The following is a 25,145-nucleotide window of genomic DNA, read 5'->3' as shown; positions in this document are numbered from 1 at the left end:
AAGCCGAAGCGCTACGGCCGTGGGGTGCGCGCTCGCGCCTGCTCGACGCCCCACAGCAGCAGCACGAGCGCGGCCAGGCCGCCCCCGGCCGCGCACACTCCGGCCCATCCGGCGGCGGAGTGCACCACGCCCGAGAGGGCCGAACCCGCCGCGCCGCCCAGGAAATAGGCGGTCATGTACGCCATCGTGATCCGGCTGCGGGCCTCGGGGCGCAGCCGGTACAGGACGCCGAGGTTGGTCACCTGGGCGCCCTGCACCCCGAAGTCGAGCAGCAGCACCCCGAGCACCAGGCACACCAGCAGCCGCCCGCCGTCCAGGGCGAGCAGCCCCCAGGCGGCCAGGTTCGCGACGTACAGCAGGGTCGAGGCGAGCCGGTCCCGGCCCCGGTCCACCAGTGGCCCCATGGCCCGCGCGGCCAGCGCCCCGGCCGCCCCCAGCAGCCCGAACGCGCCGATCAGGGCCTCGCCGTAGGCGTACGGCGGCTCGGCCAGCAGGAACGCCGCCGAGGTCCAGAAGACGCTGAAGGAGGCGAAGGTGAGGAAGCCGTACAGGCAGCGCAGCCTGAGCAGCGGCTCCTGGCCGACCACCGAGGCCACCGAGCGCAGCAGGGTGAAGTAGCCGAGCCGCTCGGCCGGTTCGAGGTCGGGCAGCAGCCGCCACAGCAGCGCCGCGAGCACCAGCATCCCCACCGCGGCGACCGCGAACACCGAGCGCCAGGTGCCGGTCCACTCGGCCAGCAGGCCCGCGCCGGTGCGCGCGAGCAGGACGCCGAGGAGGACCCCGCTGAGCATCCGGCCGGTGACCCGGCCGCGCTGCTCGGGCCTCGCGAGCGCGGCGGCGAGCGCCACCAGCAGCGGGGCGCCCACCGCCGACACCGCCATCAGACCGGACAGCACGACCAGCGCGGCGACCGAGGGCGCGGCGGCCGAGGCGGCCTGCCCCAGCGCGGTCACCAGCAGCATGGCCACCAGCAGCCGGCGCCGGTTCACCGTGTCGCCGAGCGGCACCAGCAGGGCGAGGCCCACGGTGTACCCGGCGGTGGACGCCGTGACCACCAGGGACGCGGCGGTGCTGCCGACGCCGAACGCCGAGGCGATCGAGGTGAGCAGCGGATGTGCGTAGTAGATGTTGGCCACCGCCAGACCGGCGGCCACGGCGAACACCGTGACCAGCCGGTCCGGCAGACCGCCGGCCGGGCGCAGCGCCCCCGGGCCGGCGGGCCCTGCCTCGGCCGGGGCGGCCCCATCGCCGCCGCTCGACACGGCTGCCATGTGCCGTTCCTTCCGGCGGACCTGAACTGCCGGACGGAGCCTGGCGATACGGCCTCCGGCCGAGCGGATCGCGGCGATGGGCGACGTCATGGAACCAGCACGATCTTTCCGGTGGTGCGGTCGGACTCGCCGTACTCGTGCGCCTTCGCGGCCTCGGCGAGCTTGAACACCTGGTCCACGCGCACCTTCAGCCGTCCCGCCTCGACCAGCGTGGCGAGCGCTTCGAGTCCGGCGTGGTCGGGCTCGACCAGGAAGCCGGTCACCCGGACGCCCAAGGCCGCGGCGAGGGTGGTCAGTTCGGGGCTGACGTGTCCGATCACGGTGATCAGCAGACCGCCCGGGCGCAGGGTGCGCAGCAGTTCGAAGCTGTGCTCCCCGCCGAGCAGATCGAGGACGACGTCCTGTCCGGTGACCGTGTGGTGCACCGGGCCCGTCCTGTAGTCGACCGGGTGGTCCACGCCGACCTCGCGCAGGAAGTCGTGCTTCTCCGCGCGGGCCGTGCCGGTCACCTCGGCGCCGTGGGACCGGGCGATCTGGGCGGCCAGATGACCGACGCCGCCCGCCGCCGCGGTGACCAGCACCTTGTCGCCGAGGCCGATCCGCGCGGTCTCCACCAGCGTCTGCCAGGCGGTGAGCCCCGCCAGCGGCAGCGCGGCCGCCTCCTCGAAGCTCAGCCCCGCCGGCTTGCGGGCGAACTGCCGTGCGGGCGCGGTCACATACTCGGCGTACGCCCCGCCCGGCCGGGGGAAGCCGATGAGGCCGAACACCTCGTCGCCGGGCTCGAACCGGGTCACCCGGGGCCCGGACTCCACGACCCCCGCGACATCCCAGCCCTGCACGAACGGCGGGGCGCCCAGGGCACCGGACGGGAACACCCCGGCGCGGATCTTCCAGTCGACGGGGTTCACCCCCGCCGCCCCGACCCGCACCAGCACCTCGGTGGGCAGCGGCTGCGGGCGCTCGACCTCGGTCAGGCGCAGCACGTCCGGGGCGCCGACCCCGGTGGTGACGGCGGCCTTCATCGGCACGGCCTTCATCGGCGCGGAGGTCATCGGCCGCTCCGCTCGTCGAGGTAGGCGGCCCACTCGGACAGCTTCTGGCCGAGGACGAGATCGCCCTCCGGCACTTCGATGCCGTACGCGCGCTGGATGTACAGGGCGATCTCGATCAGTGTGAGCGAGTCCAGCGAGAGGTCCTCCAGAGTGCGCTCCGGGTCGACCTCCTCGATGGGGATCTCGGCCTTGTCGGCGATGAACGCGACCAGTCCGGGATAAGCCGTGACAGGCATCTCGTACTCCCTCCTCGGAGCCGTGCTCCGGGGCGTGCGTGGATCGGTTGAGGCGGGGGTGAACGGTGTGCGGGCGTCGCCGGGCTGAGTGCGGGGCGGCGAAGAGGGTCAGGCGGCGGCTGAGTCAGCGGCGCCGCGGTACTGAAGGCCGTCGGGCCAGGTCAGGGTGATCGCGCCCCAGGTCGTGCCGGCGCCGAAGGCGGTCAGCAGCACCTTGTCCCCGGCGCGCAGCCGCCCCTCGCCGTGGGCGTCGTCCAGGGCCAGCGGGATGGAGGCGGCGGCCGTGTTGCCGGTGTGACCGATGTTGACGTACGCCCGCTCCTGGCCGATGCCGAGCTGATCGGCGACGGCGTGCAGGATGCGCACGTTGGCCTGGTGGCCGACGAGGAGGTCCACCTCGGCGACGGACCAGCCGGTGCGGTCCAGGACGGTCCGGGACGCCTCCGTCATCCGCAGCACCGCGTTCTTGAACACCTCGCCGCCGCGCATGGTGAGGTACTGGTCCTCGCGCAGCGCCGCGTGGTGATGGCTGCGCTGCCTCGAACCCCCGGCCGCCACCCGGATCAGATCGGCCTGCATCCCGTCACTGGCGAGTTCGGTACGGCGCAGCGCGCCCGGCTCGTCGGCCCGCCCCGCGCGCAGCACCACCGCGCCGGCGCCGTCGGCGAAGATCGGCGCGGTGTTGCGGTCGTAGGGGTCGACGATGGTGGTGAAGGCGTCGGCGCCGACCACCAGCACACTGTCCGCCACCGAGGCGGCGATCAGCCCGGCGCCGGTGGCCAGGGCGTACAGGAAGCCCGAGCAGACGGCCCCCACGTCGAAGGCGGGTACGGTGCCGAGCCCGAGCCCCGCGGCGACGGTCGGACCGGTCGCCGGGCACGGGTGGTCCGGAGTGGCGGTGGCCAGCACCACCGCCCCGACGTCCGGGCCGCCCGCCGAGTCCAGGGCCCGCCGTCCGGCCTCGATGGCGAGGTCGCTGGTGGCGCCGCCGGGCTCGACGATCCGCCGCTCGGTGATACCGGTCCGGGTGCGGATCCACTCGTCGGACGTGTCCATCCGGGCGGTCAGGTCGTGGTTGGTGACGACCCGGGGCGGCAGGGCGGAGCCGAGGCCGGCGAGAACGGCGGTACGTGGTGCCGCGCCGGGAGCGGCAAAGCCCGTGGGGGCTGTCATCGCACGATCACCGACGCCCGGTCGGACTCGGTGCGCATGTCGAGCGCCTCGTACTCGGCCTGCGCCTTGGCGATGGCCTCCTCGGGCGACATCAGCGCGGGCAGGTCGAACAGCCGGGCGATCTCGACGAGTCGCTCCTCGACGGTGCCGCCCACCACGTGGGCGGGGATACCGAGTTCGGCGGCGACCTCCAGCAGCCGCTCGTCGGCCATGGAACGGAACCGCTCGTTGACCGGACGGTGCCCGTCGGCGGCCAGCGCCAGCTCGTTGGGCAGATGCACGAAGACGTCGTACGTCTGCTTCACATGCTGCTTGAAGGCGACGCCCAGTTGCTCCATGACCGCGTCGAACACCCGGATGTCCGCGGTGCGTTCGACGCTCTCCAGCTCGCTGAGGTGCACGGAGTCATTGGGGTTGATGCCGACGACGACGCGCACGGCGCCGTAGATCCACTCCTGGAGGGAGGAGCCGTCGGAGATGAACGAGCCCTCGAAGCGGCTCTCGTGGACGGCGCGGTCCACATGGCGGCGGACGATCAGCTGGACCAGCTCGGCCGCGGTGCACTGCTCCAGGGTCTTGCCGGGCACGGCCTCGGGCAGCAGCTCCCGCATGGTGCGGGCCCGGGTGCGCGGAATTCCCACGTAATGCGCGAGGGCGTACGAGGTGAGGGTCTTTCCGGAGGAATAGGTGCCGGATATGGCGATACGCATGACAGGCTCCAGTTCTGAAATGGTGGCCGGGTACGGAGAGGTGGCCAATTTATGAGACGTGGCCGGTGAATCAGTCGGTCAGCCGGTGCGCGACAGAACAGCGCACGGTGTTTCCGGCGAGTCGGCCGACAATGTCGGCGGCCCGCCAGGTCTCTTCGTCCCGCCGTAGCAACGTGCTGTTCTCCAGCCGTACATCGAGCGGGCTCTCGTAGCGGATGGGTTCGGGTTCCGCGCTCGCCTGGAAGACGGTCGTGCGCATCCACAGCGTGTTGCTGGCGCCGCGGGAGATGCCGTCGGTCTCGTAGAGCAGGATCTGGCCGAGCTGAAGGCTCGTCACGAAGGTGTCGATCAGCCCGACGAACGGCTGGTAGAGCCCCTCGGTGCCCTCGGTCGCCAGTACGCTGCCGGGCTCCTGGGCCACGTCCACGACGGCGGTGGCGTGCGCCTCGGCGACCCGTACCGCGACCTTGCGCACGCTCTGCGTCCGGGCCGTGAACCCGGTGCCGTAGTACTGCCGTTCCGCCGGCCCGAGCAGCTCCGCCGGGCAGCCGTAGGCGGCCGTGGCGACCGGGCCCCGGGAGGTGTCCGCGGGGCGCGGATGGCGCACGTCGGTGCGGACCCGCATCGCTCCGACCATGGTCTGGAGCCGGGACACCGCCTCGTCCTCGCCGTCCGGAACCGGCACGCCCAGCACGGTGGTGCGCACCGGAAGTCCGGTCAGCTCCTCGTCGGGCTGGGTGCCCGCCTTGATCCGCACCGACAGCACCCGGCCCGCGCGCCGGCTCTCCGGGCCCAGGCCCAGCGCGTGGGTGAGGGCCGCCTCGCTCAGGTGCACGGCGATGATCAGGCCGTCGACGGTGCTCAGATGCGGACGAAGATCGCCGCGGGTCTTCGCCTTTCGCGACCAGTCGGCCGGGTAGACCACGTCCAGCCGGCCGTCCAGCTCGGTGGGCGCGTCCCGGCCGCCGGTCAGCTCGACCTTGTCGTAGCGGTATTGCACGCGCCGGAATCCGGAACCGAAGAATCTCTTTTCGCCGGGCCCCAGATAGTCGTCGACCGAGTCGAGGAGTAATTCCTTGGCGGGCAGCATTCCAGTCAACGCGCACTCCCTTTTTCTCGGTCCGCTTCTTGGTGGGTTCGAAGCTAGCCGAAAACTTTCGCCGCAACGTGAGTCGGCTCATGCGGTTACTGCCAACACCACCCTGGACACCACCAGTTGCCGCCCTTTTCCGGGCCGGGCGGAATTGACTAGCGTCGGGGGTGTTCGCGGTCACGGATTCCCGTGCCGCACAGGGGGAGGCAGCCATGTCCGTCAGCACGCTCGGCCCCTGGGCCGTGACGCCGGAGTTCAGCCATCAGCAGCTCGTCTCCAAGATGGGGATCGAGCTGGTGCGCTGCGAGCCGGGACTGGTCATCGGCACCATGCCCGTGGACGGCAACCGGCAGCCCGTCGGCATCATGCACGGCGGCGCCAACGCCGTACTGGCCGAGACCCTGGGATCCGTCGCCGCGTTCCTGTACTCCGGACCCGGCGGCCACGCGGTCGGCCTGGACCTCTCCTGCACCCACCACCGCTGGGTGGCCGGCGGCACGGTGACCGGCGAGGCCCGTCCCCTGCACGAGGGCCGGACCACCGCCACCTACGAGATCGTCATCACCGACAGCTCCGGCCGACGCACCTGCACCGCCCGGCTGACCTGCGCCGTGAGCGTCCGCCATCACCATCGAAGAGAGGCCAACACCCCATGTGCCACAGCACCGACAGCAGGCCCCCCGCCGTCGAGAACCCCGGCAGCGTGGCCGAGGAGGGGCTGATCGAACTGACCTCCCAGGACGGGACGGCGTTCACCGCCTTCCAAGCGCGGCCGGGTGAGCCCAACGGACGCGGCGTGGTGATCCTTCCGGACATCCGCGGCGTCCACGCCTACTACCAGGAGCTGGCGCGCCGGTTCGCCGAGGCCGGGTTCGCCGCCGTCGTGCTCGACTACTACGGGCGTACGGCCGGACTCGGGCCGCGCGACGACGAGTTCGAGTGGCAGCCGCACTTCAAGCAGCTGGTCCCGGACAGCGTGGCCGAGGACGCCGCGGCCGCGGTCGCCCACCTCACCGGGCAGAACCCCGGCGTCACCGTCTTCTCGGTCGGCTTCTGCCTCGGCGGCGGCCACTCCTGGCGGCTCGCGGGCACCGAACTCGAACTGGCGGGCTCCATCGGCTTCTACGGCCTTCCCGGCCTCGCCGAGGACCGGCTGCCGGACATCTCCGCCCCGCTGCTGCTCCTCCTCGCCGGCGACGACGTCGCCACCACCCAGGAGGACTTCACGGCCTTCCGCGGCAAGCTGGACGACGCGGGCAAGGCCTACGAGTACAAGATCTACGACGGTGCCCCGCACTCCTTCTTCGACGGCGGCTCCCCGGAGTGGAAGGACATCAGCGCCGACGCCTGGCAGCGGCTGCTGGACTTCACCGCGCGCCACGCGGAGCCGGCCGTATGACCACCGAGGTCCGCGACATCCGTGAAGAGCAGCGCGGCAACCCCCGCTTCGAGCGCGGTCACGCCAAGCTGCTCGAACTCGGCGACTCGGGTGACGCGATCTTCACCGCGCTGGCCGACGTGGCCCCCGACATGGGCCGCTATGTCGCCGAGTTCGTCTTCGGCGACCTCTACGGCCGGGGCGGACTGGACGACCGGCAGCGGCAGTTGGTGACGCTGGCACTGCTGACGGCACTCGGCGACACGGAGCGCCAGTTCGCCTTCCACCTCAACCTCGCCCTGAACGCGGGCGTCGAGCCGCAGGAGGTGGTGGACGCCCTCGTGCACGGCCTGGCCTTCGTCGGTTTCCCGCGCACCTTCAACGGCCTGAGCACGGCCAAGCGCGTGTTCGCCGAGCGGGGACTGCTCCCGGTGGCCGAACCGGCCGCGGCGGAAACGGCCGTGGCCGAGGGCGCGGCGGCCGGCTGACAGCTCCCGCCCCGCGCGTGCCGTCACCCCCCGTCGGCCCCGCGCGGGGCGGGTGCCTTCCAGATCTCACGGAGGATGTTTTGCGCCGACGCACAGCCGCCTTCTTCGACGTCGACGGCACCGTCATCAACGTCACCAGCATGTTCCGGTTCCTGGAGTTCCGGCTCGCCGCCGAGGGGCATCCGCCGTCGGCGTACCGCTACGAACGGCAGCGGCTGAAGGCCATGACGGCCGCCGGAGTGCCCCGCGCGGAGACCAACCGCGCCTACTTCGCCTCGTACGCGGGAGCCGATGTCCGCGCGATCGCGGCGCTGGCCGAGGAGTGGTTCCGCGCCGAACTGGACCGGGGCGACTTCTTCAACGAACAAGTGGTGGAGACGCTGCGCGCGCACCAGCGAGCGGGCGACCTGATCGTGCTGGTCTCGGGCTCGTTCCGCGGCTGCCTGGCCCCAATAGCCCGCTACTTGGACGCCGACATCGTGGTGTGCTCGGACCCGGCGACGGCGCACGGCAGATACACCGGCCGGGTGGAGCGCCCGATGATCGGCGAGGCGAAGGCGGAAGCGGTCCGCACCCTGACGACAACCGCCCGCCTGGACCTGACCGCCTCCACGTCCTACGGCGACCACAGCTCCGACCTGCCGCTGCTACGCCTGACAGGCAGGGCGGTGGTGGTGGGCGAGGACCCGGAGATGAGAGAACAGGCCCGCCGCTACGGCTGGACGGTATGGCCTCGTCTTCACCCGGCTCAGGACTCTCAGCTGGCCCACAGCCGCCGCCCAAGGTCCTGACGGCCACCGTCCCTACGTTCATGTCCATGACGGGAAACCACAAGGACACCTCGATCACCCGGCGTCGCGCCCTCGCGGTGACCGGCGGCACGGTGGCGGCGGGCGGCCTGGCCTTCGCGGGCTACCAGGCGGCGTTCGCGGACGGGGCGACGGCGGAAGCGGCGGCTACGACCACGAGCTCGGCCACCAGCACCTGCATGACGCTGATGTCGAGCGTCACCGAGGGCCCGTACTACCTGGACGGCGCGCTGGTGCGGAAGGACATCACCGAGGGCAAGAGCGGCGTCCCCCTGACCCTGCGTCTGACGGTGGTGGACGCGACGGACGGCTGCACCCCGGTGCCCGGGGCCGCCGTGGAGATCTGGCACTGCGACGCCTGGGGCTACTACTCCGGCTACACCACGGCCAACCCCGGTGGCTCGGCCCCCGCGGAGAGCGAGGACGGCTCGACGGCGAACGACGCCACGTATCTGCGCGGCTACCAGCTAGCCAACGCCAACGGAGTGGTCAAGTTCGAGACGATCTTCCCCGGCTGGTACACCCCGCGCACCTGCCACATCCACCTCAAGGTGCACACCGGCGGCGAGAAGGAGGACGGCACCTACGAGGGCGGCAAGGTCAACTTCACGGGCCAGCTGTTCTTCGACGACGAGGTGGCCCAGGAGATCTTCACGCTGGAGCCGTATGCGCAGCACTCGGGCAGCTACACCACGCTGGACGACGACATGGTTTATGACGGCGGCGGCGCGTCAAGCGGCCTTCTGACTCTGAAGCTGGTGAAGAAGACAGACCCGTCGAGGGGTTACAAGGGCTCCCTGACCCTGGGCATAGACCCGGACGCGGAGAACACGGGCGCGGGCGGCGGAGGCGAGGGCGGCACACCCCCCGACGGCACCCCGCCGAGCGACGCCCCGTCGGCGTCGTCGTAGGTACGGCGATGACGAGCCGAGAGGACGAGGCGCTGGCGCGGGCAGCGGTGACGGCACTGACGGACCAACTGGCCCTGACCCCGAAACCTGGCCTCCCGGACCGCTCCCACCCAACCCACCACACCCTGCGCTGGTCGGCGAAGGCCCTCGCCCCCGGCCTCGCGGCGATGGCGGCGGCGGCCCGCAGAACCGGCGAGCCGACTCCCGGGCTGCGCGCGGAACTCGGCGCGATCGGCCGCTGCACCGAACACTCCGTGGCCCTGGCGGGCGGCGGCCACCGGGGTGCCCTGTGGACGCTGGGCCTGCTGGTGGCGGCGGCTGCGATGGACCCCGGGGAGGCCACGGCAACGGCGAAGCGCATCGTCGCGCATCCCGACAAGGGGGCCCCGCGCAGACCGTCCCGGGGCTCCTCGGTGTCCGCGAAGTACGGCGCGGCCGGAGCGAGGGGAGAGGCCCGCGCGGGCTTCCCGCACATCCGGAGAGCACGGGCCGTCCTCACCGACGCGCACACCCACTCCCGCCTGAACGCCCTGCTCACCATCATGTCCACCCTCCAGGACACGGAACTCCTGTACACAGCTGGCCCGACAGGCCTTCGGCACGTACAGGCGGGCGCGAGAGGAGTGCTGGAGGCAGGCGGAACGGCAACAGCCACCGGTTCAAAGGCCCTGACAGCCCTGACCACAGACCTGCACAACCGAGGCTGGAGCCCCCGGGGGAGCGCGGGCCTGCTGGCTGGGGCACTGTTTCTGGAGGCACTGCCGGCCACACCGGCACCCGGCAAGCGCCGGTGAGCGCAAGCCTCGTCAAGCCCCTGCCCCGACAACAGTTCAGACAGCGGGCACAAGAGCCACCGTACGACGCCCCGCCGCAGCCCTCCGAGCCACCGGCCCCATCGCACAGGACGCCACCACAGTCACGCCACCCAACAGCAACCACCCAGGCGTTCCCCACTCCACCAGCAGCGCGGTCAGCACCAGTGGCCCAGCGGTCCGCGCCACCGTGACCCCCGTACCGAAGAACCCCTGGTACTCCCCGACCCGATCACCCGGCGCGAGATCGAAGGACAGCTGCCAGGCCCCCGCCGACTGCCCCATCTCCGCGACGACCAGCAGCACCGCCCCGACCACCAGCACCCCCACCGCCATCCAGGCCGACACCCCCGCCGACAGCGGGAACACCCCGCACGCCGCGAGCATCACCCACCCGGACCGCCGCACCGCCCCCACGGCCGTGCCGAGCCCGGTCACCCCACGAGCCATCCGCACTTGGAACAGCATCACCGCCCCGGTGTTGAGCACGAACAGCACCGACACCAGCCACGTGGGCGCGGCGGTCCGCTCGGCGATCCACAGCGGCAACCCGAGACTCAGCAACGGCATCCGCAGCAGCAACACGGTGTTGAGCGCGGTGAGCAGGACATACGGCCGGTCCCGCAGCACCCCGAGCCCAGCTCCCGCCCCGGCCCCCTTCACCACCGCGACCGGCGCCACCACCGGCAGCCGCAGCAGCACCCCCGCACAGAGCAGAAAGCTCACCGCGTCCAGCGCGAACACCCCGAGATACGCCTCCCGCGTCCCCAGGTGCAGCGCCAGCCCGCCCAGTCCCGCGCCCACGGCCAGCCCGGCGTTGAGCGTGGACTGAAGATGCGCCAGGAGCCCGGTCCGCTCCCCGGTGGACACCAGCCCTGCCAGCAGCGCCTGCCGGGCCGCCGCGAGCCCGGACTGCGCGGTCGCGTACCCGACGGCCGCCCCGACGAAGGGCCAGAACCCCCGTACGACCAGGAAGGACGCCACCGCGAGCCCGGTCGCGAGCGCCAGCAGCACGGCCGTGCCCCGCGCCCCGCGCCGGTCCGCGAGCCGCCCGAGCGGCACCCCCGCCAGCGACCCGACCGCCCAGGCCAGCGTCAGCCCGAGCCCCACGCGCGCGGGGTCGAGCCCGACGACGTGGGTGAAATAGAGCGCCGAGGTGACATAGAAGGCGCCGTCCCCGACCGAGTTGGCCAACTGGGCCAGAGCCAGGACGCGTTGCGGACCCGCGGGCGGAACCAGGGAGTTCGTCATGGCTACGACGTTAGGAGCGAACTGGACCCATGGACAGAGCCACCGAAGGCCCGGAAGCTTGGCCCAATTCAAGGACCGTCGAGCACCTTGCCGAGCACCTCCAAGGCCTCCGGATACGCCCGCTCCCGAGGCGTCCCGTACCCCACGACCAACCCCTGCGGCCGCTCTTCGCCCGCCGCCGAGTGCCAGTGCTCGCCGAGCGCCCCGACCGCGAGCCCTTCCGCTTCGGCCCGCGCCAGCACCGCGGCCTCGTTGTCGACCTCCACCAGCGCGTGCAGCCCCGCGGCGATGCCCCGTACACCGCGCACACCCCGCCGCGCCCCGAGCCGTTCGACGAGCTGGTCCCTACGCCTCCGGTACCGCAGCCGACTGGCGCGCACATGGCGGTCGTAGGCATGGCTGTCGATCAGCTCGGCGAGCGCCAACTGCCCGAGCGACTCGGTGTGATGGTCGCTGTGCAGCTTGGCGTCGGCGACCGCGTCGACGAGGTGCGGGGGCAGCACCATCCAGCCGAGCCGCAGCGCCGGCCCGAGCGTTTTGGAGGCGGTCCCCAGGTACCCGACCTGCCCTGGCGCCATCCCCTGCAACGCCCCGACGGGCTGCCGGTCGTAACGGAACTCTCCGTCGTAGTCGTCCTCGACGATCAGTGCGCCACGCGCGCGTGCCCAGTCGGTGAGCGCCCGCCGCCGCTCCGGATTGAGCGTGACCCCGGTCGGATACTGATGAGCGGGCGTGACGACGACAGCCGCGGGCTCCCCGAGACCGTCCACCCGGACCCCGCGCTCATCGACCGGCACCGGCACCACGGATCCGCCGTTGCGCCGTACGACATCCCGGTGGAAGGGCAGCCCAGGATCCTCCATGGCGATCTCGCCGCCGTCCAGCACGCGCGTGAGCAGTGCGAGCCCCTGCACATACCCCGAGGTGACGACGATCCGTTCGGGCGGCGCGAGCACTCCACGGGCCCGCCCCAGATACCCCGACAAGGCGGTCCGCAGCTCGATCCGTCCCCGGGGATCGCCGTAGTCGTAGGCCAGGGACGGCGCTGTGGCGACCGCTCGCCGCCACGCCCGCGACCACGCCGCCGCGGGAAACGCCCCCACGTCAGGACTCCCCGGCCGCAGATCGAACCGCGGCGCACGCGCGCGTACGGAAGCCTCCGGCGCCGCGCCTACCGGAGAGGCGAGCGGAGCGACCTGTGTCCCCGAACCCTGCCGAGCGGTGAAGTACCCCTCGGCGACGAGCTGGTCGTAGGCCGCTTTGACGGTATTCCGAGAAACCCCCAACTCCTCGGCAAGCCGCCGGGTAGCGGGCAACCGCTCCCCGGCCGCCAACCGCCCGTCCCGCACAGCCGCCCGAAGAGCCCGCTCAAGACCGGCACGGCGCCCGTCAGCGGCGGAGAGCTCCAAGTGCAGGTCCACACAGGCTCCTTAAGGGGCGCGGGGAACTGCGCGACCAGCCCCCACGCACCCGCACCCGAGAACTCAGCCCGTCAGCGCAGCCATCCAGGCCTCGACCTCGTCCGACCGTCGAGGAAGCCCCGCAGACAGATTCCGGTTCCCGTCCTCCGTCACCAGGATGTCGTCCTCGATCCGCACCCCGATGCCCCGGTACTCCTCGGGCACCGTCAGATCGTCGGCCTGGAAGTACAACCCGGGCTCGACCGTCAGACACATCCCCGGCTCGAGCACCCCGTCGACGTATGTCTCCACCCGGGCCGCCGCACAGTCATGGACGTCCATCCCGAGCATGTGTCCCGTCCCGTGCAGCGTCCACCGCCGCTGCAGCCCCAGCTCCAGCACCCGCTCCACGGGCCCCTCGACCAGCCCCCACTCCACGAGCCGCTCGGCCAGCACCCGCTGCGAGGCGTCGTGGAAGTCCCGGTACTTCGCCCCCGGCCGCACCGCCGCGATCCCGGCCTCCTGGGCCTCGTACACGGCGTCGTAGATCTTCTTCTGGATCGCGCTGTACGTGCCGTTGATCGGCAGCGTCCGCGTGACATCGGCGGTGTAGTACGTGTGCGTCTCCACGCCCGCGTCCAGCAGCAGCAGGTCCCCGGACCGCACGGGCCCGTCGTTGCGCACCCAGTGCAGCGTGCAGGCGTGCGGCCCGGCCGCGCAGATGGAGCCGTAGCCCACGTCATTGCCCTCGACGCGCGCCCGGAGGAAGAACGTGCCCTCGATGTAGCGCTCGGAGGTGGCCTCGGCCTTGTCGAGGACCTTCACCACGTCCTCGAAGCCGCGCACCGTCGAGTCGACGGCCTTCTGGAGCTCGCCGATCTCGAAGGCATCCTTGACCATCCGCGCCTCGGACAGGAAGACCCGCAGCTCCTCGTCCCGCTCGGCGGTCACCTTGTCGGTCAGCGCGGCCTCGATCCCGGCGTCGTAGCCGCGGACGACCCGGACCGGTCCGGTGGCCTCGCGCAACGCGTCGGCCAGCTCGCGGACGTCGGAGGCGGGGATGCCGTACAGCGTCCCGGCCTCGGTGAGGGAGTGCCGGCGGCCGACCCACAGCTCGCCCTGGCCGGAGAGCCAGAACTCGCCGTTCTCGCGGTCGGAGCGGGGCAGCAGGTAGATCGTCGCCTTGTGACCGTCGGTGACGGGCTCCAGGACCAGAACGCCGTCCTCGGTCTGGTTGCCGGTGAGGTAGGCGTACTCGACCGAGGCCCGGAAGGGATACTCCGTGTCGTTCGAGCGGGTCTTCAGATGGCCCGCGGGGATCACCAGACGCTCACCCGGGAACCGCGCCGACAGCGCGGCGCGCCGCGCGGCGGTCTCGGCGGCCTGAGGGATCGCCTTCAGATCGTGCAGCTCCGTGTCGGCCCAGCCGGACTTCATGCTCTCGGCCAGCTCGTCGGACACGCCCGGGTACAGGCCGTTCTTGCGCTGCTTGATGGGCTCTTCCTCGGCAGTCTCCGGGGTCTCCGGGAGCTCCTCCGCCACGGTCATCCTCCTTGATACGGCACTGGACCCCCTCCATCGTACGGTTGCCCGGAAGGGGGCCCAGGGCCCGAGGACCTGTTACCGCCCTCACTCGAAGCGGGCCGCCAGCAGCACCACGTCCTCGGCGCTGTCCGCCGCGTCGAGACCGTCGGGCAGGACCGTGCGCAGGACGTGCTCGGCGACGGCGTCCGGGTCGTGCCGGATCGCCCGGGGCACGCTCGCCGCCGCGGTGTGCAGCCGCGCGAAGGCCCGGTCCGTGGCGTCGCCGGTACGGTGCAGCAGCCCGTCGGTGTAGAGCAGAACCGTCTCTCCGGGTTCCGCCTGGAGCTCCACGCTCGGCGCCTCCCAGCAGGCCAGCATGCCGAGCGGGGCGGAGACGGAGGTCTCCACGAACTCGGTGCGGCGCTCGCCGATCAGCAGCGGCGGGCAGTGCCCGGCCCCGGCGAGGGTGAGCTTGCGCAGCGCGGGTTCGCAGTAGGCGAACAGGGCGGTCGCCGAGCGGGCGGGCTCGGTCAGCCGCAGCAGCAGCTCCAGATCGGACAGGACCGCCACCGGGTCCTCGCCCTCCATCACGGCGTACGCCCGCAGCGAGGCCCGCAGCCGGCCCATCGCGGCGACCGCGCTCGGCCCGGACCCGGTGACCGAGCCGACCGCGAGACCGAGCGCCGCGTCCGGCAGCGGCAGCGCGTCGTACCAGTCGCCGCCGCCCAGCGGCCCGGTGCGGTGCCGGGCGGCGAGCTGGACCCCGGGCACCCGGGGCAGCCGGGAGGGGAGCAGTTCCTCGGACATCGTCGCCATGCTCGCGCGCGTGCGCTCGACCTCCAGCAGCCGGGCGAGGTGCTCGGTGGCGTAGCGCGTGTACAGACCGACCAGGTGCCGCTGCCGCTCGGACGGCTCGGCGGGCTCGTCGTACAGCCATACGGCGGCCCCGAGCCGGCCCGCGGCCTCGGTGTGCAGGGGGAGTGCGTAGCTCGCCGCGTAGCCGAGGCGCGCGGCCACCTCGCGATGGCGCGGGTCGAGCCCGTCCTCGGCGAACAGGTCGGGCTGCGTGATCTCCCCGTCCCCGCCGGGCAGTCCGTCGAGGATCCTGCCGTACGACATGGAGCCGCGCGGCACGGTCTCGATGTGCCCGAGGTCCGCGTGGGCCAGGCCCAGGCCGACGGTGGTGTCCGGGCCCCGTCCGTCGGCGGGCTCCAGCACCACGAGTCCGCGCCGGGCGCCGACGAGGGCGGATCCGGCGCGCAGCAGCTCCTGGAGGGCGTCGGACAGGGAGTCCGTACGGGTCAGCCGCTCGGTGAGCTCATGGAGCGTGGTGAGGTCGGAGACCCAGCCGGCGAGACGGTCCTGCAGGAGCAGTCCGGGGGCACCCGGGGCGGCCGCGACGGTGACGGGAGTGGCGACTGTGGTCTCCGAGGCCACGGGCGCGGGCGCGACAGTGTGTGCGGGCGAGGGAACCGTTGAATCGATTCCGGCCACTTTCGGAGGGTGAGGGGCGTTCATGTCGTCCGGCTTTCCGACCGGTGCGTTTTGCTCAAAAGCATCGCAAACCCCCATGTCATTCTGCGCCGCTAGCAGTGTCTCCACATGTACACGCACTCGTGAGGGGATGTCCAGCATTGTCCTGCCGGGATTCCTGGTGTCCGTGGGTAACGAGTGCACATCTCCCCGCCCTCTTGCAAAAAGGCAAAGTTGGCTTAAAACTGCCTCAGGGAACGCCTTATTGCGGTCGACTGGCCTTGCTCCACGGAGCGTCACAGCGGTCGTGATGGGTACGTACTCGGAGAAGGCCAGGGGTGGTTGACAGCCACCCGGAACCTGGTGGCGGACCCGGGCGTCTTAGCCACCGACGACCGTGCCCCATCCTCCCGTGGCGGAGGCGAAGAGAAATACGCGGGACGGCAAAACGCCAGACTTCGCCACCCCACGCCACGCCCATGCTTTTGATAGACGCAGGTATGGACGAGGCTGCCGCGGACGCAGCCAACGCTCGGCCCATAGGGGTTCCCCTTGCTCGTAGCAGGGGTGTGATGCGCCAACAGGTACGCACAGTGAAGTGATCGACACATGGTGTGATGTGGACCACGGTGTTGCCAGCGGTGCAACGGAAAGGAACGAGCGCTCATGCGCGAGATCCTCGGAAGGCGACGCAGGCTCCTGTCCCAGCGCAGCGACGGGAGGCCTGAGTTGCTCAGCGCGGCCCTGACCTTCGCGACTCAATGGCAGTGGCCCGTACTCCCGGGTGTGACGGCGGACCCGCAAGGGCGGTCCCGCTGCGGCTGCCCCGACCCGGAGTGCACGGTGCCCGGTGCGCACCCGTTCGACCCCGGCCTCCTCGCGGCCACCACCGACGAGCGCATGGTGCGCTGGTGGTGGACCAACCGCCCGGCGGCACCCATTGTGCTGGCCACCGGCGGCACCGCGCCCTGCGCGGTCAGCCTGCCCGCCCTGCCGGCCGCCCAGGCCCTGGCCGCACTCGACCGCAACGGCATGCGGCTCGGCCCGGTCATCGCCTCGCCCACCCGCTGGGCGCTGCTCGTCAAGCCGTACTCCATGGAGCAGTTGGGCGAACTGCTCTACGCCAAGGACTTCGTCCCGGGCTCCCTGCGCTTCCACGGCACGGGCGGCTATCTCGCCCTGCCTCCCTCCGAGACCGGCCAGGGCGCCATCGGCTGGGAGCGCGCGCCGCTGCCCGGCTCGGCCTCCCCGTGGGTGCCGGACGTGGAGGCCGTGGTGGACGCCGTGGTGGAGGCCCTCACTCGTACGGGTGTGAGCGCACCCGAGTTGTAGGGGTGTCGGGCGCGCGCCGGACGGGGCGCGCGCCTCACGTCGTTATCTTCCGTCCATGAACCTGCGTCTTCTTGCCCTTGCGGGCGTCGTGGTGTGCGCGGTGGCGCTGCCGCTGGCCGTGGCGTCCGCGGGGCAGGTAGGCGAAGAGAACGGCGGCCGGGCTGCCGGGCCCGCATCCTCCGTACCCCCCTCGGGGCCGGCCTCGGCCGCGCCTTCAACCGGGTCATTCTCCGGGGCCTTCTCCGGCCCCGACGACGCGAAGGCGTCCTCCTCCTCCGCGCTGAATCTCGGCCTGGGCCTGGCCACCGCCGCCCGCTGCGGACCCGAACTGACCTCCCCCGAAGGCATCGAGGCGCAGACCTGTGTGCTCACCCAGGGAGCGGAGACCTGGGCGCGCACCTATTACCGCAACACCACCGGCGGGGCGCTGGAATCGGTGCTGAGCCTGATGGGTCCCGCCGGGCGCACCGTGCAGATGCGCTGCGCGGTGGACGCCGAGGACGAGCCGGGCACCTGCGAGACGCCTCGCGAGCGGACCCGGGGCGATCTGGAGGGCTACACGGCGGTCGCGGAGTTCGCGGCCCACGCCGGACAGGGCCCGCTGCTGCTGCGGTCCGGGAGCAATTCGGGTGCGGCCATCGGACGTTGACGGACGGCGGCGTTGTGTAAAGCGCCGAGGGCATGGAAAGACCCGGTTGCTGGCGACGGGGGATGCACCAGCAACCGGGCTACTGGAACGGTAACAAGAGATCGGCCGTTCGCAAATTCGATCCGGGCTTTCCGGTCACCGATTTCCCTGTGCCGACGGGGAGTTGTGATCGGATTCACCAGTTTCGAGCGCCCCCTCGCAGCTGACCGGTCGGTCAGCCGCGGGGGGATCCTCTCCCTGTGTGTCAGCTGAGCGTGACCTGGCGGTTGGTCAGCCCGCCGCGCGCGCGGCGCTCGTCCGCGGTGAGCGGGGCGTCGGCCGCGAGGGCGGCGGTGAGCCGCTCGGCGAACTCGGCGGCCGGCTTCTCCACGTCCTGGGCGCCGATCTCGCTCGGCAGGTCCCAGACCGGCACCGTGAGCCCGTGAGCGCGGAAGGAGCCCACGAGCCGAGTGCCCTCGCCGAGGTTGGACTTCCCGGCCGCGTGCAGCCGCGCCAGCGCGTCCAGAAGCTGCTCCTCGGGGTACGGCATGACCCAGCGCAGGTGGTTCTTGTCCGGCGTCTCGCACCAGTACGCGGCGTCCACACCAATCAGCCGCACGGTCGGGATGGCGGCGGCGTTGGCCCGCTCCAGGGAGGCGGTGACCTCCGGGGTGGCGTTCTCCGCGTCCGGGACCCAGAACTCGAAGCCCGCGTGCACAACTGGCTCGAACGCGCCTTCGGCGTCGAGTAGATCCTGCAGTCGCGGGCCGTCGGCCGGGGCGCGCCGGGCCTGGACCGGGGAGCCGGGCTGGGCCTGAAGCGCGCGCTGGAGGGTGTCGGCGAGATCGCGGCTGATGTCGCCGGACGCCGTGTCGTTCTGGAGGCCCAGCAGGACCGAGCCGTCGTCGCGGCGCAGCGCGGGCCAGGCCATCGGCAGCACGGTCGCGAGCGTGACGGCGGGAACGCCCTCGGGCAGACCGCCCTTCAGGGGCAGCGTGACGGTGGCGGCGGGCACCAGCTCGCGCAGGGCGACCCAGTCGCACTCGCCGGGCAGCCCCTCGAAGGGGCGCTGCACCAGCTCGGTCACGGCCTCGGCGGCGGCCTTGCCGTGACAGGCCTTGTAACGGCGGCCACTGCCGCACGGGCAGGGCTCGCGGGCGCCGACGACCGGGATCTCACCGTCCGTGAGCTGGGGGCGCGTGGCCTTCGTCTGGGGGCGCTTCTTGGCCATGAGGGGTCTCCCGGAAACGGCTCGTCTCGTACGGCGGGAGCCTAGCTGTTCACGCCATGGCCGACGTGAACCTGTGGACAACGCGCCCGGGTCGGCTCCGGTGCCGCGTCGGTCCGGGCCCGGGTGCGGTCCGGGTCGGCTCCCGCCCCGGGTTCAGTCCAGGTCGTCGAAGGCGTCCGCGAAGTCCAGTTCGGGGATCGAGGCGACCGCGGGGGCGGCGACGCGCGTAGCGAAATCGTGGCGGAGGTGACCCGCGGCGGAGCCGTGGACCACGACCCATACGGTGACCTCGCCCCGGGCATCGTCCCGGACACCCCAGTCGTCCGCGAGGGCGGTGATGATGTTGAGCCCGCGGCCGCCGTGCGCGGTGACCGAGGGCGTGGCCGGAGCCGGGCGGGTGGGCCCGCCGCCGTCCGTCACCTCCACCGTGAGCCGCCCGGCGGCGTCCACCCGCCACGCGGCCCTGACGTCACCGTCCCCGGCCAGGGCGTCGCCCAGTGGCCGGCCGTGTTTGCACGCGTTGCTCAAGAGCTCGGAAAGGATCAGTACGGCGTCGTCGATGACCGAGTCCGCCACACCACCCATGCGCAGTTGTTCGCGCATCCGGTGTCTCGCTTTCCCCACGCCCGCAGGGCCATGGGGTACGGCCATGCTCGACGACGTGGGCACCTCCTGTGCCACCACCAACGCCACCCCCGAGACCTCCTTCGCCCCACGCCACGGTGTGGATGCCCCAATGGCCTGTACCGGAAACCGGCCAATCCATGTCCGGTGACGCATTCGAAACGATCGAATACGGAACGAACGCGCCGGAGCACTCCCTGTAATTGCCTGGCTGGAAATCGACGGTGTGGCCGAGATGTGGAGGATGGGGCCAGTGGGACCACCGGGTCAAGAGGTCGTACAGAGGTTGTAGTGAGGTCGTACCGGGACAGATGGGTTCTCGCAGCTCAGCGGCCGAGCTGGCGCAATACCGCGCGGGGGCGGTTGGTGATGATGGCGTCGACGCCCAGCTCCACGCAGAGGTCGACGTCCTCCGGCTCGTTCACGGTCCAGACGTGCACCTGGTGACCGGCCCGCTTCAACCGCTCGACATAGGCGGGGTGACTGCGCACGATCCGGATCGACGGTCCCGCGATCCGTACGCCCGCGGGCAGCCGTCCGTCGCGCAGCCGGGGCGAGACGAACTGCATCAGATAGACCGTCGGCAGCATCGGCGAGGCGGCATGCACGCGGTGCAGCGAACGCGCCGAGAAGCTCATCACGCGGACCGGCGACTCCTCCGCTGCGGCCGGGGAGTCCAGGCCGAACCGCTTCAGCAGGTGCAGCAGCCGCTCCTCGACCTGGCCCGCCCAGCGGGTGGGGTGCTTGGTCTCGACGGCCAGTTCGACCCGGCGCCCGGAGTCGGCGATCAGCTCCAGCAGGTGTTCCAGGGTGAGGACAGAGGTGGCCTCGCGGTCCTCGGGGCGGTGCTCCCAGTCGGGCTCCTCGTCCCGGTTCTTCCAGGAGCCGAAGTCGAGCGCGGCGAGTTCGGCCAGCTCCAGGGCGGAGACTGCGCCGCGGCCGTTGGAGGTGCGGTTGACGCGACGGTCGTGGACACAGACGAGATGGCCGTCCGCGGTGAGGCGGACATCGCACTCCAGGGCGTCCGCGCCGTCCTCGATCGCCTTCCGGTAGGCGGCCAGGGTGTGCTCGGGGGCGTCCTCGGAGGCTCCGCGGTGGGCGACGACTTGTGGCGAGTGCTGCCGTGCGTGGGTCACCGCGTCATGGTGCCACCGAGTGGGGGTAGGCGTGTCGGCGGAGGTGATGGCATTGTTCCCTTTTAGTCAGTAATAGCCGATATAAGGAATGTCCTCCGACCCACAGGCACCGCTTATGGTGCTCTGACGGCCCGTGGGAAAAGCTGGCGGCATACAAAAAGACATGCACAGCTGAAACGCACCGGACCGTCGACACACGTGAACGGGCGTGACCGAGTGCGACCGAAAACTACAGCCGTGGATCGAGGAGAAAAGCTGTGAGCACCGAGAACGAGGGCGCCGCGGTACCCCCGGCCCCGTCCGCACCCCCCGTGCCGGTGGACGCTCCCGCTGCTCCGGAGCCGGCCGCCGACGGCGCCCCGACCGCCCAGCTCCCGCCGGTACCCCCGGCGACACCGCAGGGCGGGACGGCGGAGCAGGAACCGACCGCGGCCCCGCAGCCGTACCCCGCCCCCCAGCCCCCGTCGGCCCCGGACGCCTCCTGGCCGCCCCCCGCGCCGGCCAGCCCCGCGTACGCCGGGGCGGGTGGGGGTGTGAACGGCGGCGCCGGTTCGGGCACGGTCTGGGGCGCGGCGTACCAGCAGCCGACGCCCGCACCCCCGCCCAACGGCCGCAAGCGCGGCGGCCTGCTCGCCGCGGTCCTGATCGCCGCGCTGCTCGCGGGCGGCATCGGCGGCGGCATCGGCTACACCCTGGCCAAGGACGACGAGAGCTCCTCCACCACCGTCTCCGCCTCCGACACCGGAGGCGACGTCAAGCGCGACGCGGGCACCATCGCGGGCGTCGCCCAGCAGGCGCTGCCCAGCACCGTCACCATCGAGGCGGAGAGCAGCAGCGGCGAGGGCGGCACCGGTACCGGGTTCGTCTTCGACACCGAGGGCCACATCGTCACCAACAACCACGTGGTGGCCGAGGCCGTCGAGGGCGGCAAGGTGAGCGCGACCTTCCCGAACGGCAAGAAGTACGACGCCGAGGTGGTGGGCCATGCTCAGGGCTACGACGTGGCGGTCATCAAGCTCAAGAACGCCCCCTCGGGCCTGAAGCCGCTCACCCTCGGCAACTCCGACAAGGTGGCGGTGGGCGACTCGACGATCGCCATCGGCGCCCCCTTCGGTCTGTCGAACACCGTGACGACGGGCATCATCAGCGCGAAGAACCGCCCGGTGGCGTCGAGCGACGGCACGGGGTCGAACGCCTCCTACATGAGCGCCCTGCAGACGGACGCCTCGATCAACCCGGGCAACTCGGGCGGCCCGCTCCTGGACGCCCAGGGCAATGTGATCGGCATCAACTCCGCGATCCAGTCCGCCGGGAACGGCCTGGGCGGCACCAGCCAGTCCGGCTCCATCGGCCTGGGCTTCGCCATCCCGATCAACCAGGCCAAGTACGTCGCCCAGCAGCTGATCAAGACCGGCAAGCCGGTGTACGCCAAGATCGGCGCCTCCGTCTCCCTGGAGGAGGGCACCGGCGGCGCGAAGATCACCGAGCAGGGCGCGAGCGGCTCGGACCCGGTGGAGGCGGGCGGCCCGGCGGCCGACGCGGGCCTGAAGCCGGGTGACGTCATCACCAAGCTCGACGACCGAGTGATCGACTCCGGCCCCACCCTGATCGGCGAGATCTGGACCCATCAGCCCGGCGACAAGGTGGAGATCACCTACGAGCGCGACGGCCAGACCCGCACAGTCCAGCTGACCCTCGGCTCACGCGTGGGCGACAGCTGACCCCACCCACCCGTTACTCTTGTCCCCGCGCCGCCGATCAGCGACGCGGGGTGGGTTGCCCGAGCGGCCTAAGGGAACGGTCTTGAAAACCGTCGTGGCAGCGATGTCACCGTGGGTTCAAATCCCACACCCACCGCAGTAGAACGGCCCCTGACCTGGTATTTGGTCAGGGGCCGTTTGTATGCGTGCGCACCGTCGCTGCCCGCCGTTCTCCGCGGTTCCCCGCCCGATCGGGCACGGAAGGGGCACGAACAGGGCACGCACGGACGACTACTCAGCGGCTGATCGGAATCTCGTAGACGATCTCGCAGAGGGCGGCGGGCACGATGGTGTCCGCGGTCTCCACGGGCCGCCCCTGGTCGCTGTAGTACGTCCGCCGGATGTGCGTGACGAGTGCGCCCTTCTGGATGCCCAGGAGCGAGGCCTCTTCGGCGGTGGCCTGCCGGGGCTCTGGATGCTCCACGGCGTGGCTGACGGTGATGCCGATCTCCGCCAGCTCCCAACTCGTCGACAACTGCACAGGCTTGCCGTCGGCGAGGTACTCGTAGGCGGTGCGGACACACAACTCACCCTCGGCGATGCCGAGTCGCGTGGCGATGTCCGCCGGCGCCGGGACCCTGGCCTCGGTCCGGCTCTCCCAATCGCCTTGCCTGCCCACGGCCTTCATGTCCGCACGGAACGGGGACCCGCTGGGCTGCTCGCGCACCGACGACCGCACGACCCGCACCCGCTGCCGGGGCTCGGCGACGTAGGTGCCGGATCCGGCGCGGCCTTCGAGCGCCCCTTGGGAGATCAGCAACTCCTGCGCGCGGCGCACTACGTTGTCGCCCACGCCGTATTCCTGGCCGATCTGGGCGCGGGAGGGAAGTCGGTCCCCTGGCTCCCACTCGTGCTCCGCGATCCGCCGCCGTAGTTCGTCGGCGATGGGGAAACGTCGTCTGACCTGCGGGAATGGCCGTAATGGGGAGGCGCACCGATGCCTGGCCGGACCCCCTGTCGACCGCTGTTCACCGGTCCTACTGGCACGTTGTGGCACGCGCCTGCGCAAGGCTTCAAGGCTGTCGCCCGCCTCCTGGGTGCGTCTACCGGGGCCGACGCTCTGAGGCTGAGGGCGGCGAAAAGCCCGTTCGCATCCCCGGAGGCGTCCTGTCGGCCCGAAGCGGTCGTTCTGATTCGTTCTGGGCAGCTCACCCTGTGCCCCGGGCTCGCTGGTCGATGCGGCTGGACGGGTGTAGTTCGGACGTGGCTCCGGTGCCCTCGGCTCGGAGCGGCGCGTCGCCGAGTTACACAGGGGCATGCGCCTCGGCGCGGGGCGTGCCGGTGCCCTTCACGGACCGGGACCCGACGACTGGAAGAGCACCATGGCAGAGCGTGACCCTCGCAACCGCACCGGCCGGAGCCCGCTACGTCGCGGGCTCGTGACCGCCGTGCTCGCAGCCGGCATGCTGACGGCTTCAACGGCACCCGGATACGGGACCGACACGGCCGGTCCAGCATCCGGCCCACAGTTCACGCCGTTGACGGCGGCGGTGATGACCGAACCGACGCCGTTCCATGCCACGGACGGCAGGACGCACCTCTCGTACGAACTGCTCACCACGAACGCACTGCCCAGCAGCACGCAGGTGCGCCTCGACCGTGTCGAGGTCCGGGACGCCCGCACACACCGGGTAGTGGGCTCGCTGAGTGGCCAGGAGCTGGCCGATGCCGCCAATCCCGTGGGTGATCCCCTGCCGGGTGCGGACGGGTCCACCCCGGCGCCCCCGGGGCCGACGCCGACCGTCATCCCAGGCTCCCAGCAGTGGGTCATCTGGCTCGACCTGGCCCTTGACCGCGGTAAGCATGTGCCCAAGGTCCTCGAACACCATCTCTCGGGTGCCGTCGTCACCGCCTCCGGTTCCTCCCCGTTCGAGGAGACGGTTCAGGTCACCCCGACCGGCCGCACCGCGCCGATGAACCTGAACGCGCCGGTCCGCCCCGGCACTTGGTACTCCAGCGAGTCGTGCTGCGGCAACACCCACCACCGGCGCGGCCTCGGCCCGATCAACGGCCGCTTCTACGTGCCGCAGCGCTTCGCGATCGACTGGTACCGGGTCGGCGAGCAAGGACAGACCTGGGAAGGCGACCCCGCGCGGCTCACCAGCTACCTGAGCTACCGGCAGCCGGTCGTCGCCGCGGCCGGCGGCAGAGTGGTGGAGGTCCAGGACGGGATCCCGGACAACACGCCGCCCGTCACGCCGCCGGTCCCGCCCATCGAGGAGACCGTCGGCAACCACGTCACCCTGGAGGTCGCGCCGGGCCGCTATCTGCTCTACGCCCACCTGAAGCCCGGCTCGCTCAAGGTCCGGGAAGGCGACCGCGTCGAACCCGGCCGGGTTCTCGGGCTGATCGGCAACAGCGGCAACTCGACCACGCCGCACCTGCACTTCCAGGTGATGACCACAGCCGAGTTCTTCCCGACCGACAGCCCGCCCTTCACCTTCCGCCAGTTCCGCGTCGTCGGACAGGTCGAACCCCGCATCTGGGACGACAACCTGGGCCTGCAGCCGACCGGCGTCCTGCCGATCACGCCCTCGCCGTACGAGGGCCCTCACCGTGCGCGGTATCCGCTCGACCGCGAGGTGCTGGAGTTCTGACCGGATTCCGGTCGTGCCGACGGTCGAGACAACGACGAAGGCCCAGGTCGCTGACCTGGGCCTTCTCTCAAGAGCGGATGACGGGAATCGAACCCGCGCTGAAAGCTTGGGAAGCAAAGGTGATCAGGCGGTCGATCGGTCTCCTGATCTGCTGATACTCCGGGATCGTAGCGGGCGCTGGTGCTCCTGGTCCTGGTGCCACTGCTCCGCGTCGGTCACCGTGGCGTCCGTGGTTCGTGCTGCCCTGGGGCATCAA

The 25,145-nt window shown here is 71.5% G+C and carries 24 protein-coding genes and 1 tRNA gene; 11 read left to right on the top strand and 14 right to left on the bottom strand.

Annotation, left to right across the window (positions count from 1 at the left end; translation table 11 throughout):
• Positions 1 to 11: 11 nt before the first annotated feature.
• From STRCI_RS20340 to STRCI_RS20315, 6 genes are all read right to left on the bottom strand, one after another.
• Positions 12 to 1,271: an MFS transporter gene (locus STRCI_RS20340; RefSeq protein ID WP_269660375.1), complete on the bottom strand. Its 1,260-nt coding sequence runs from the start codon at positions 1,269 to 1,271 to the stop codon at positions 12 to 14.
• 86 nt (positions 1,272 to 1,357) lie between these two features.
• Entirely contained in the window at positions 1,358 to 2,323 is a 966-nt protein-coding gene (locus tag STRCI_RS20335) for an NADP-dependent oxidoreductase (RefSeq protein ID WP_269660374.1), read from the bottom strand.
• Positions 2,320 to 2,559, bottom strand: a complete 240-nt coding sequence (locus tag STRCI_RS20330) for an acyl carrier protein (RefSeq protein ID WP_015659336.1) — start codon at positions 2,557 to 2,559, stop codon at positions 2,320 to 2,322. Before STRCI_RS20330 ends, STRCI_RS20335 begins: the two co-directional genes overlap by 4 nt.
• Before the next feature lie 108 nt (positions 2,560 to 2,667).
• Positions 2,668 to 3,732, bottom strand: a complete 1,065-nt coding sequence (locus STRCI_RS20325; protein ID WP_269660373.1) for a beta-ketoacyl-ACP synthase III — start codon at positions 3,730 to 3,732, stop codon at positions 2,668 to 2,670.
• Positions 3,729 to 4,442, bottom strand: a complete 714-nt coding sequence (locus STRCI_RS20320) for an AAA family ATPase (protein WP_015659338.1) — start codon at positions 4,440 to 4,442, stop codon at positions 3,729 to 3,731. The genes STRCI_RS20325 and STRCI_RS20320 overlap by 4 nt, the downstream gene beginning before the upstream one ends.
• 70 nt (positions 4,443 to 4,512) lie before the next feature.
• Entirely contained in the window at positions 4,513 to 5,532 is a 1,020-nt protein-coding gene (locus tag STRCI_RS20315) for an AvrD family protein (protein ID WP_269664598.1), read from the bottom strand.
• Positions 5,533 to 5,747: 215 nt separating this feature from the next.
• Between STRCI_RS20315 and STRCI_RS20310 the strand changes: the two genes are divergently transcribed.
• The 6 genes from STRCI_RS20310 to STRCI_RS20285 all read left to right on the top strand — a co-directional run bounded on the left by STRCI_RS20310 (position 5,748) and on the right by STRCI_RS20285 (position 9,915).
• Positions 5,748 to 6,257: a hotdog fold thioesterase gene (locus STRCI_RS20310; protein WP_269660372.1), complete on the top strand. Its 510-nt coding sequence runs from the start codon at positions 5,748 to 5,750 to the stop codon at positions 6,255 to 6,257.
• Positions 6,188 to 6,934 (top strand): dienelactone hydrolase family protein, encoded by a 747-nt coding sequence (locus tag STRCI_RS20305; protein WP_269660371.1) that lies wholly within the window; start codon positions 6,188 to 6,190, stop codon positions 6,932 to 6,934. The genes STRCI_RS20310 and STRCI_RS20305 overlap by 70 nt, the downstream gene beginning before the upstream one ends.
• Positions 6,931 to 7,401 (top strand): carboxymuconolactone decarboxylase family protein, encoded by a 471-nt coding sequence (locus STRCI_RS20300; protein ID WP_269660370.1) that lies wholly within the window; start codon positions 6,931 to 6,933, stop codon positions 7,399 to 7,401. The genes STRCI_RS20305 and STRCI_RS20300 overlap by 4 nt, the downstream gene beginning before the upstream one ends.
• 80 nt (positions 7,402 to 7,481) lie before the next feature.
• Complete coding sequence (locus tag STRCI_RS20295) at positions 7,482 to 8,192, top strand: HAD family hydrolase (RefSeq protein ID WP_269660369.1); 711 nt, start codon at positions 7,482 to 7,484, stop codon at positions 8,190 to 8,192.
• Between the two features lie 26 nt (positions 8,193 to 8,218).
• Positions 8,219 to 9,121 carry an intradiol ring-cleavage dioxygenase gene (locus tag STRCI_RS20290; protein WP_418953361.1) on the top strand — a complete coding sequence of 301 codons (903 nt, stop codon included), beginning with the start codon at positions 8,219 to 8,221 and terminating at the stop codon, positions 9,119 to 9,121.
• Positions 9,122 to 9,129: 8 nt separating this feature from the next.
• Entirely contained in the window at positions 9,130 to 9,915 is a 786-nt protein-coding gene (locus tag STRCI_RS20285; protein WP_269660367.1) for a triphosphoribosyl-dephospho-CoA synthase, read from the top strand.
• A 36-nt stretch (positions 9,916 to 9,951) separates the two neighbouring features.
• Here STRCI_RS20285 and STRCI_RS20280 read toward each other — a convergent pair whose 3' ends face one another.
• From STRCI_RS20280 to STRCI_RS20265, 4 genes are all read right to left on the bottom strand, one after another.
• A complete protein-coding gene (locus STRCI_RS20280; RefSeq protein ID WP_269660366.1) occupies positions 9,952 to 11,184 on the bottom strand; it encodes an MFS transporter in 1,233 nt (410 codons plus the stop codon).
• Between the two features lie 68 nt (positions 11,185 to 11,252).
• The gene (pdxR, locus tag STRCI_RS20275; RefSeq protein WP_269660365.1) at positions 11,253 to 12,605 is read right to left on the bottom strand and encodes a MocR-like pyridoxine biosynthesis transcription factor PdxR; all 1,353 of its coding nucleotides are present in this window, start codon (positions 12,603 to 12,605) and stop codon (positions 11,253 to 11,255) included.
• 63 nt (positions 12,606 to 12,668) lie between these two features.
• Entirely contained in the window at positions 12,669 to 14,126 is a 1,458-nt protein-coding gene (locus STRCI_RS20270) for an aminopeptidase P family protein (RefSeq protein ID WP_269660364.1), read from the bottom strand.
• An 87-nt stretch (positions 14,127 to 14,213) separates the two neighbouring features.
• Positions 14,214 to 15,743: a PP2C family protein-serine/threonine phosphatase gene (locus STRCI_RS20265; protein ID WP_269660363.1), complete on the bottom strand. Its 1,530-nt coding sequence runs from the start codon at positions 15,741 to 15,743 to the stop codon at positions 14,214 to 14,216.
• A 504-nt stretch (positions 15,744 to 16,247) separates the two neighbouring features.
• Here STRCI_RS20265 and STRCI_RS20260 point away from each other — a divergent pair.
• A complete protein-coding gene (locus STRCI_RS20260; RefSeq protein WP_269660362.1) occupies positions 16,248 to 16,913 on the top strand; it encodes a bifunctional DNA primase/polymerase in 666 nt (221 codons plus the stop codon).
• A 55-nt stretch (positions 16,914 to 16,968) separates the two neighbouring features.
• The gene (locus tag STRCI_RS20255; protein ID WP_269660361.1) at positions 16,969 to 17,562 is read left to right on the top strand and encodes a hypothetical protein; all 594 of its coding nucleotides are present in this window, start codon (positions 16,969 to 16,971) and stop codon (positions 17,560 to 17,562) included.
• A 244-nt stretch (positions 17,563 to 17,806) separates the two neighbouring features.
• Here the strand turns inward: STRCI_RS20255 and STRCI_RS20250 are convergent, their stop codons facing one another.
• The 3 genes from STRCI_RS20250 to STRCI_RS20240 form a co-directional block, all read right to left on the bottom strand.
• Complete coding sequence (locus STRCI_RS20250; protein ID WP_269660360.1) at positions 17,807 to 18,772, bottom strand: DUF5926 family protein; 966 nt, start codon at positions 18,770 to 18,772, stop codon at positions 17,807 to 17,809.
• Positions 18,773 to 18,925: 153 nt separating this feature from the next.
• Entirely contained in the window at positions 18,926 to 19,552 is a 627-nt protein-coding gene (locus tag STRCI_RS20245; RefSeq protein ID WP_269660359.1) for an ATP-binding protein, read from the bottom strand.
• 170 nt (positions 19,553 to 19,722) lie between these two features.
• The gene (locus STRCI_RS20240; RefSeq protein ID WP_269660358.1) at positions 19,723 to 20,532 is read right to left on the bottom strand and encodes a glycerophosphodiester phosphodiesterase; all 810 of its coding nucleotides are present in this window, start codon (positions 20,530 to 20,532) and stop codon (positions 19,723 to 19,725) included.
• 257 nt (positions 20,533 to 20,789) lie between these two features.
• Here STRCI_RS20240 and STRCI_RS20235 point away from each other — a divergent pair, with 257 nt between their 5' ends.
• Both STRCI_RS20235 and STRCI_RS20230 read left to right on the top strand, forming a co-directional pair.
• Positions 20,790 to 22,253, top strand: coding sequence for a S1C family serine protease (locus STRCI_RS20235; RefSeq protein ID WP_269660357.1), 1,464 nt, complete (start codon positions 20,790 to 20,792; stop codon positions 22,251 to 22,253).
• A 49-nt stretch (positions 22,254 to 22,302) separates the two neighbouring features.
• Positions 22,303 to 22,389: transfer RNA gene (locus STRCI_RS20230), tRNA-Ser, on the top strand.
• Between the two features lie 138 nt (positions 22,390 to 22,527).
• On the opposite strand, the gene STRCI_RS20225 is transcribed toward STRCI_RS20230, so the two are convergent.
• A complete protein-coding gene (locus STRCI_RS20225) occupies positions 22,528 to 23,178 on the bottom strand; it encodes a GntR family transcriptional regulator (RefSeq protein WP_269664597.1) in 651 nt (216 codons plus the stop codon).
• A 607-nt stretch (positions 23,179 to 23,785) separates the two neighbouring features.
• Here STRCI_RS20225 and STRCI_RS20220 point away from each other — a divergent pair.
• A complete protein-coding gene (locus STRCI_RS20220) occupies positions 23,786 to 24,889 on the top strand; it encodes a M23 family metallopeptidase (protein WP_269660356.1) in 1,104 nt (367 codons plus the stop codon).
• The last annotated feature ends 256 nt before the right edge of the window (positions 24,890 to 25,145 follow it).

Origin of the sequence: Streptomyces cinnabarinus (genome assembly GCF_027270315.1) — a bacterium.
GTDB lineage: Bacteria > Actinomycetota > Actinomycetes > Streptomycetales > Streptomycetaceae > Streptomyces > Streptomyces cinnabarinus.
Note: the sequence above shows the minus strand (reverse complement) of the source record. Positions and strands in the feature narration are given on the sequence as shown.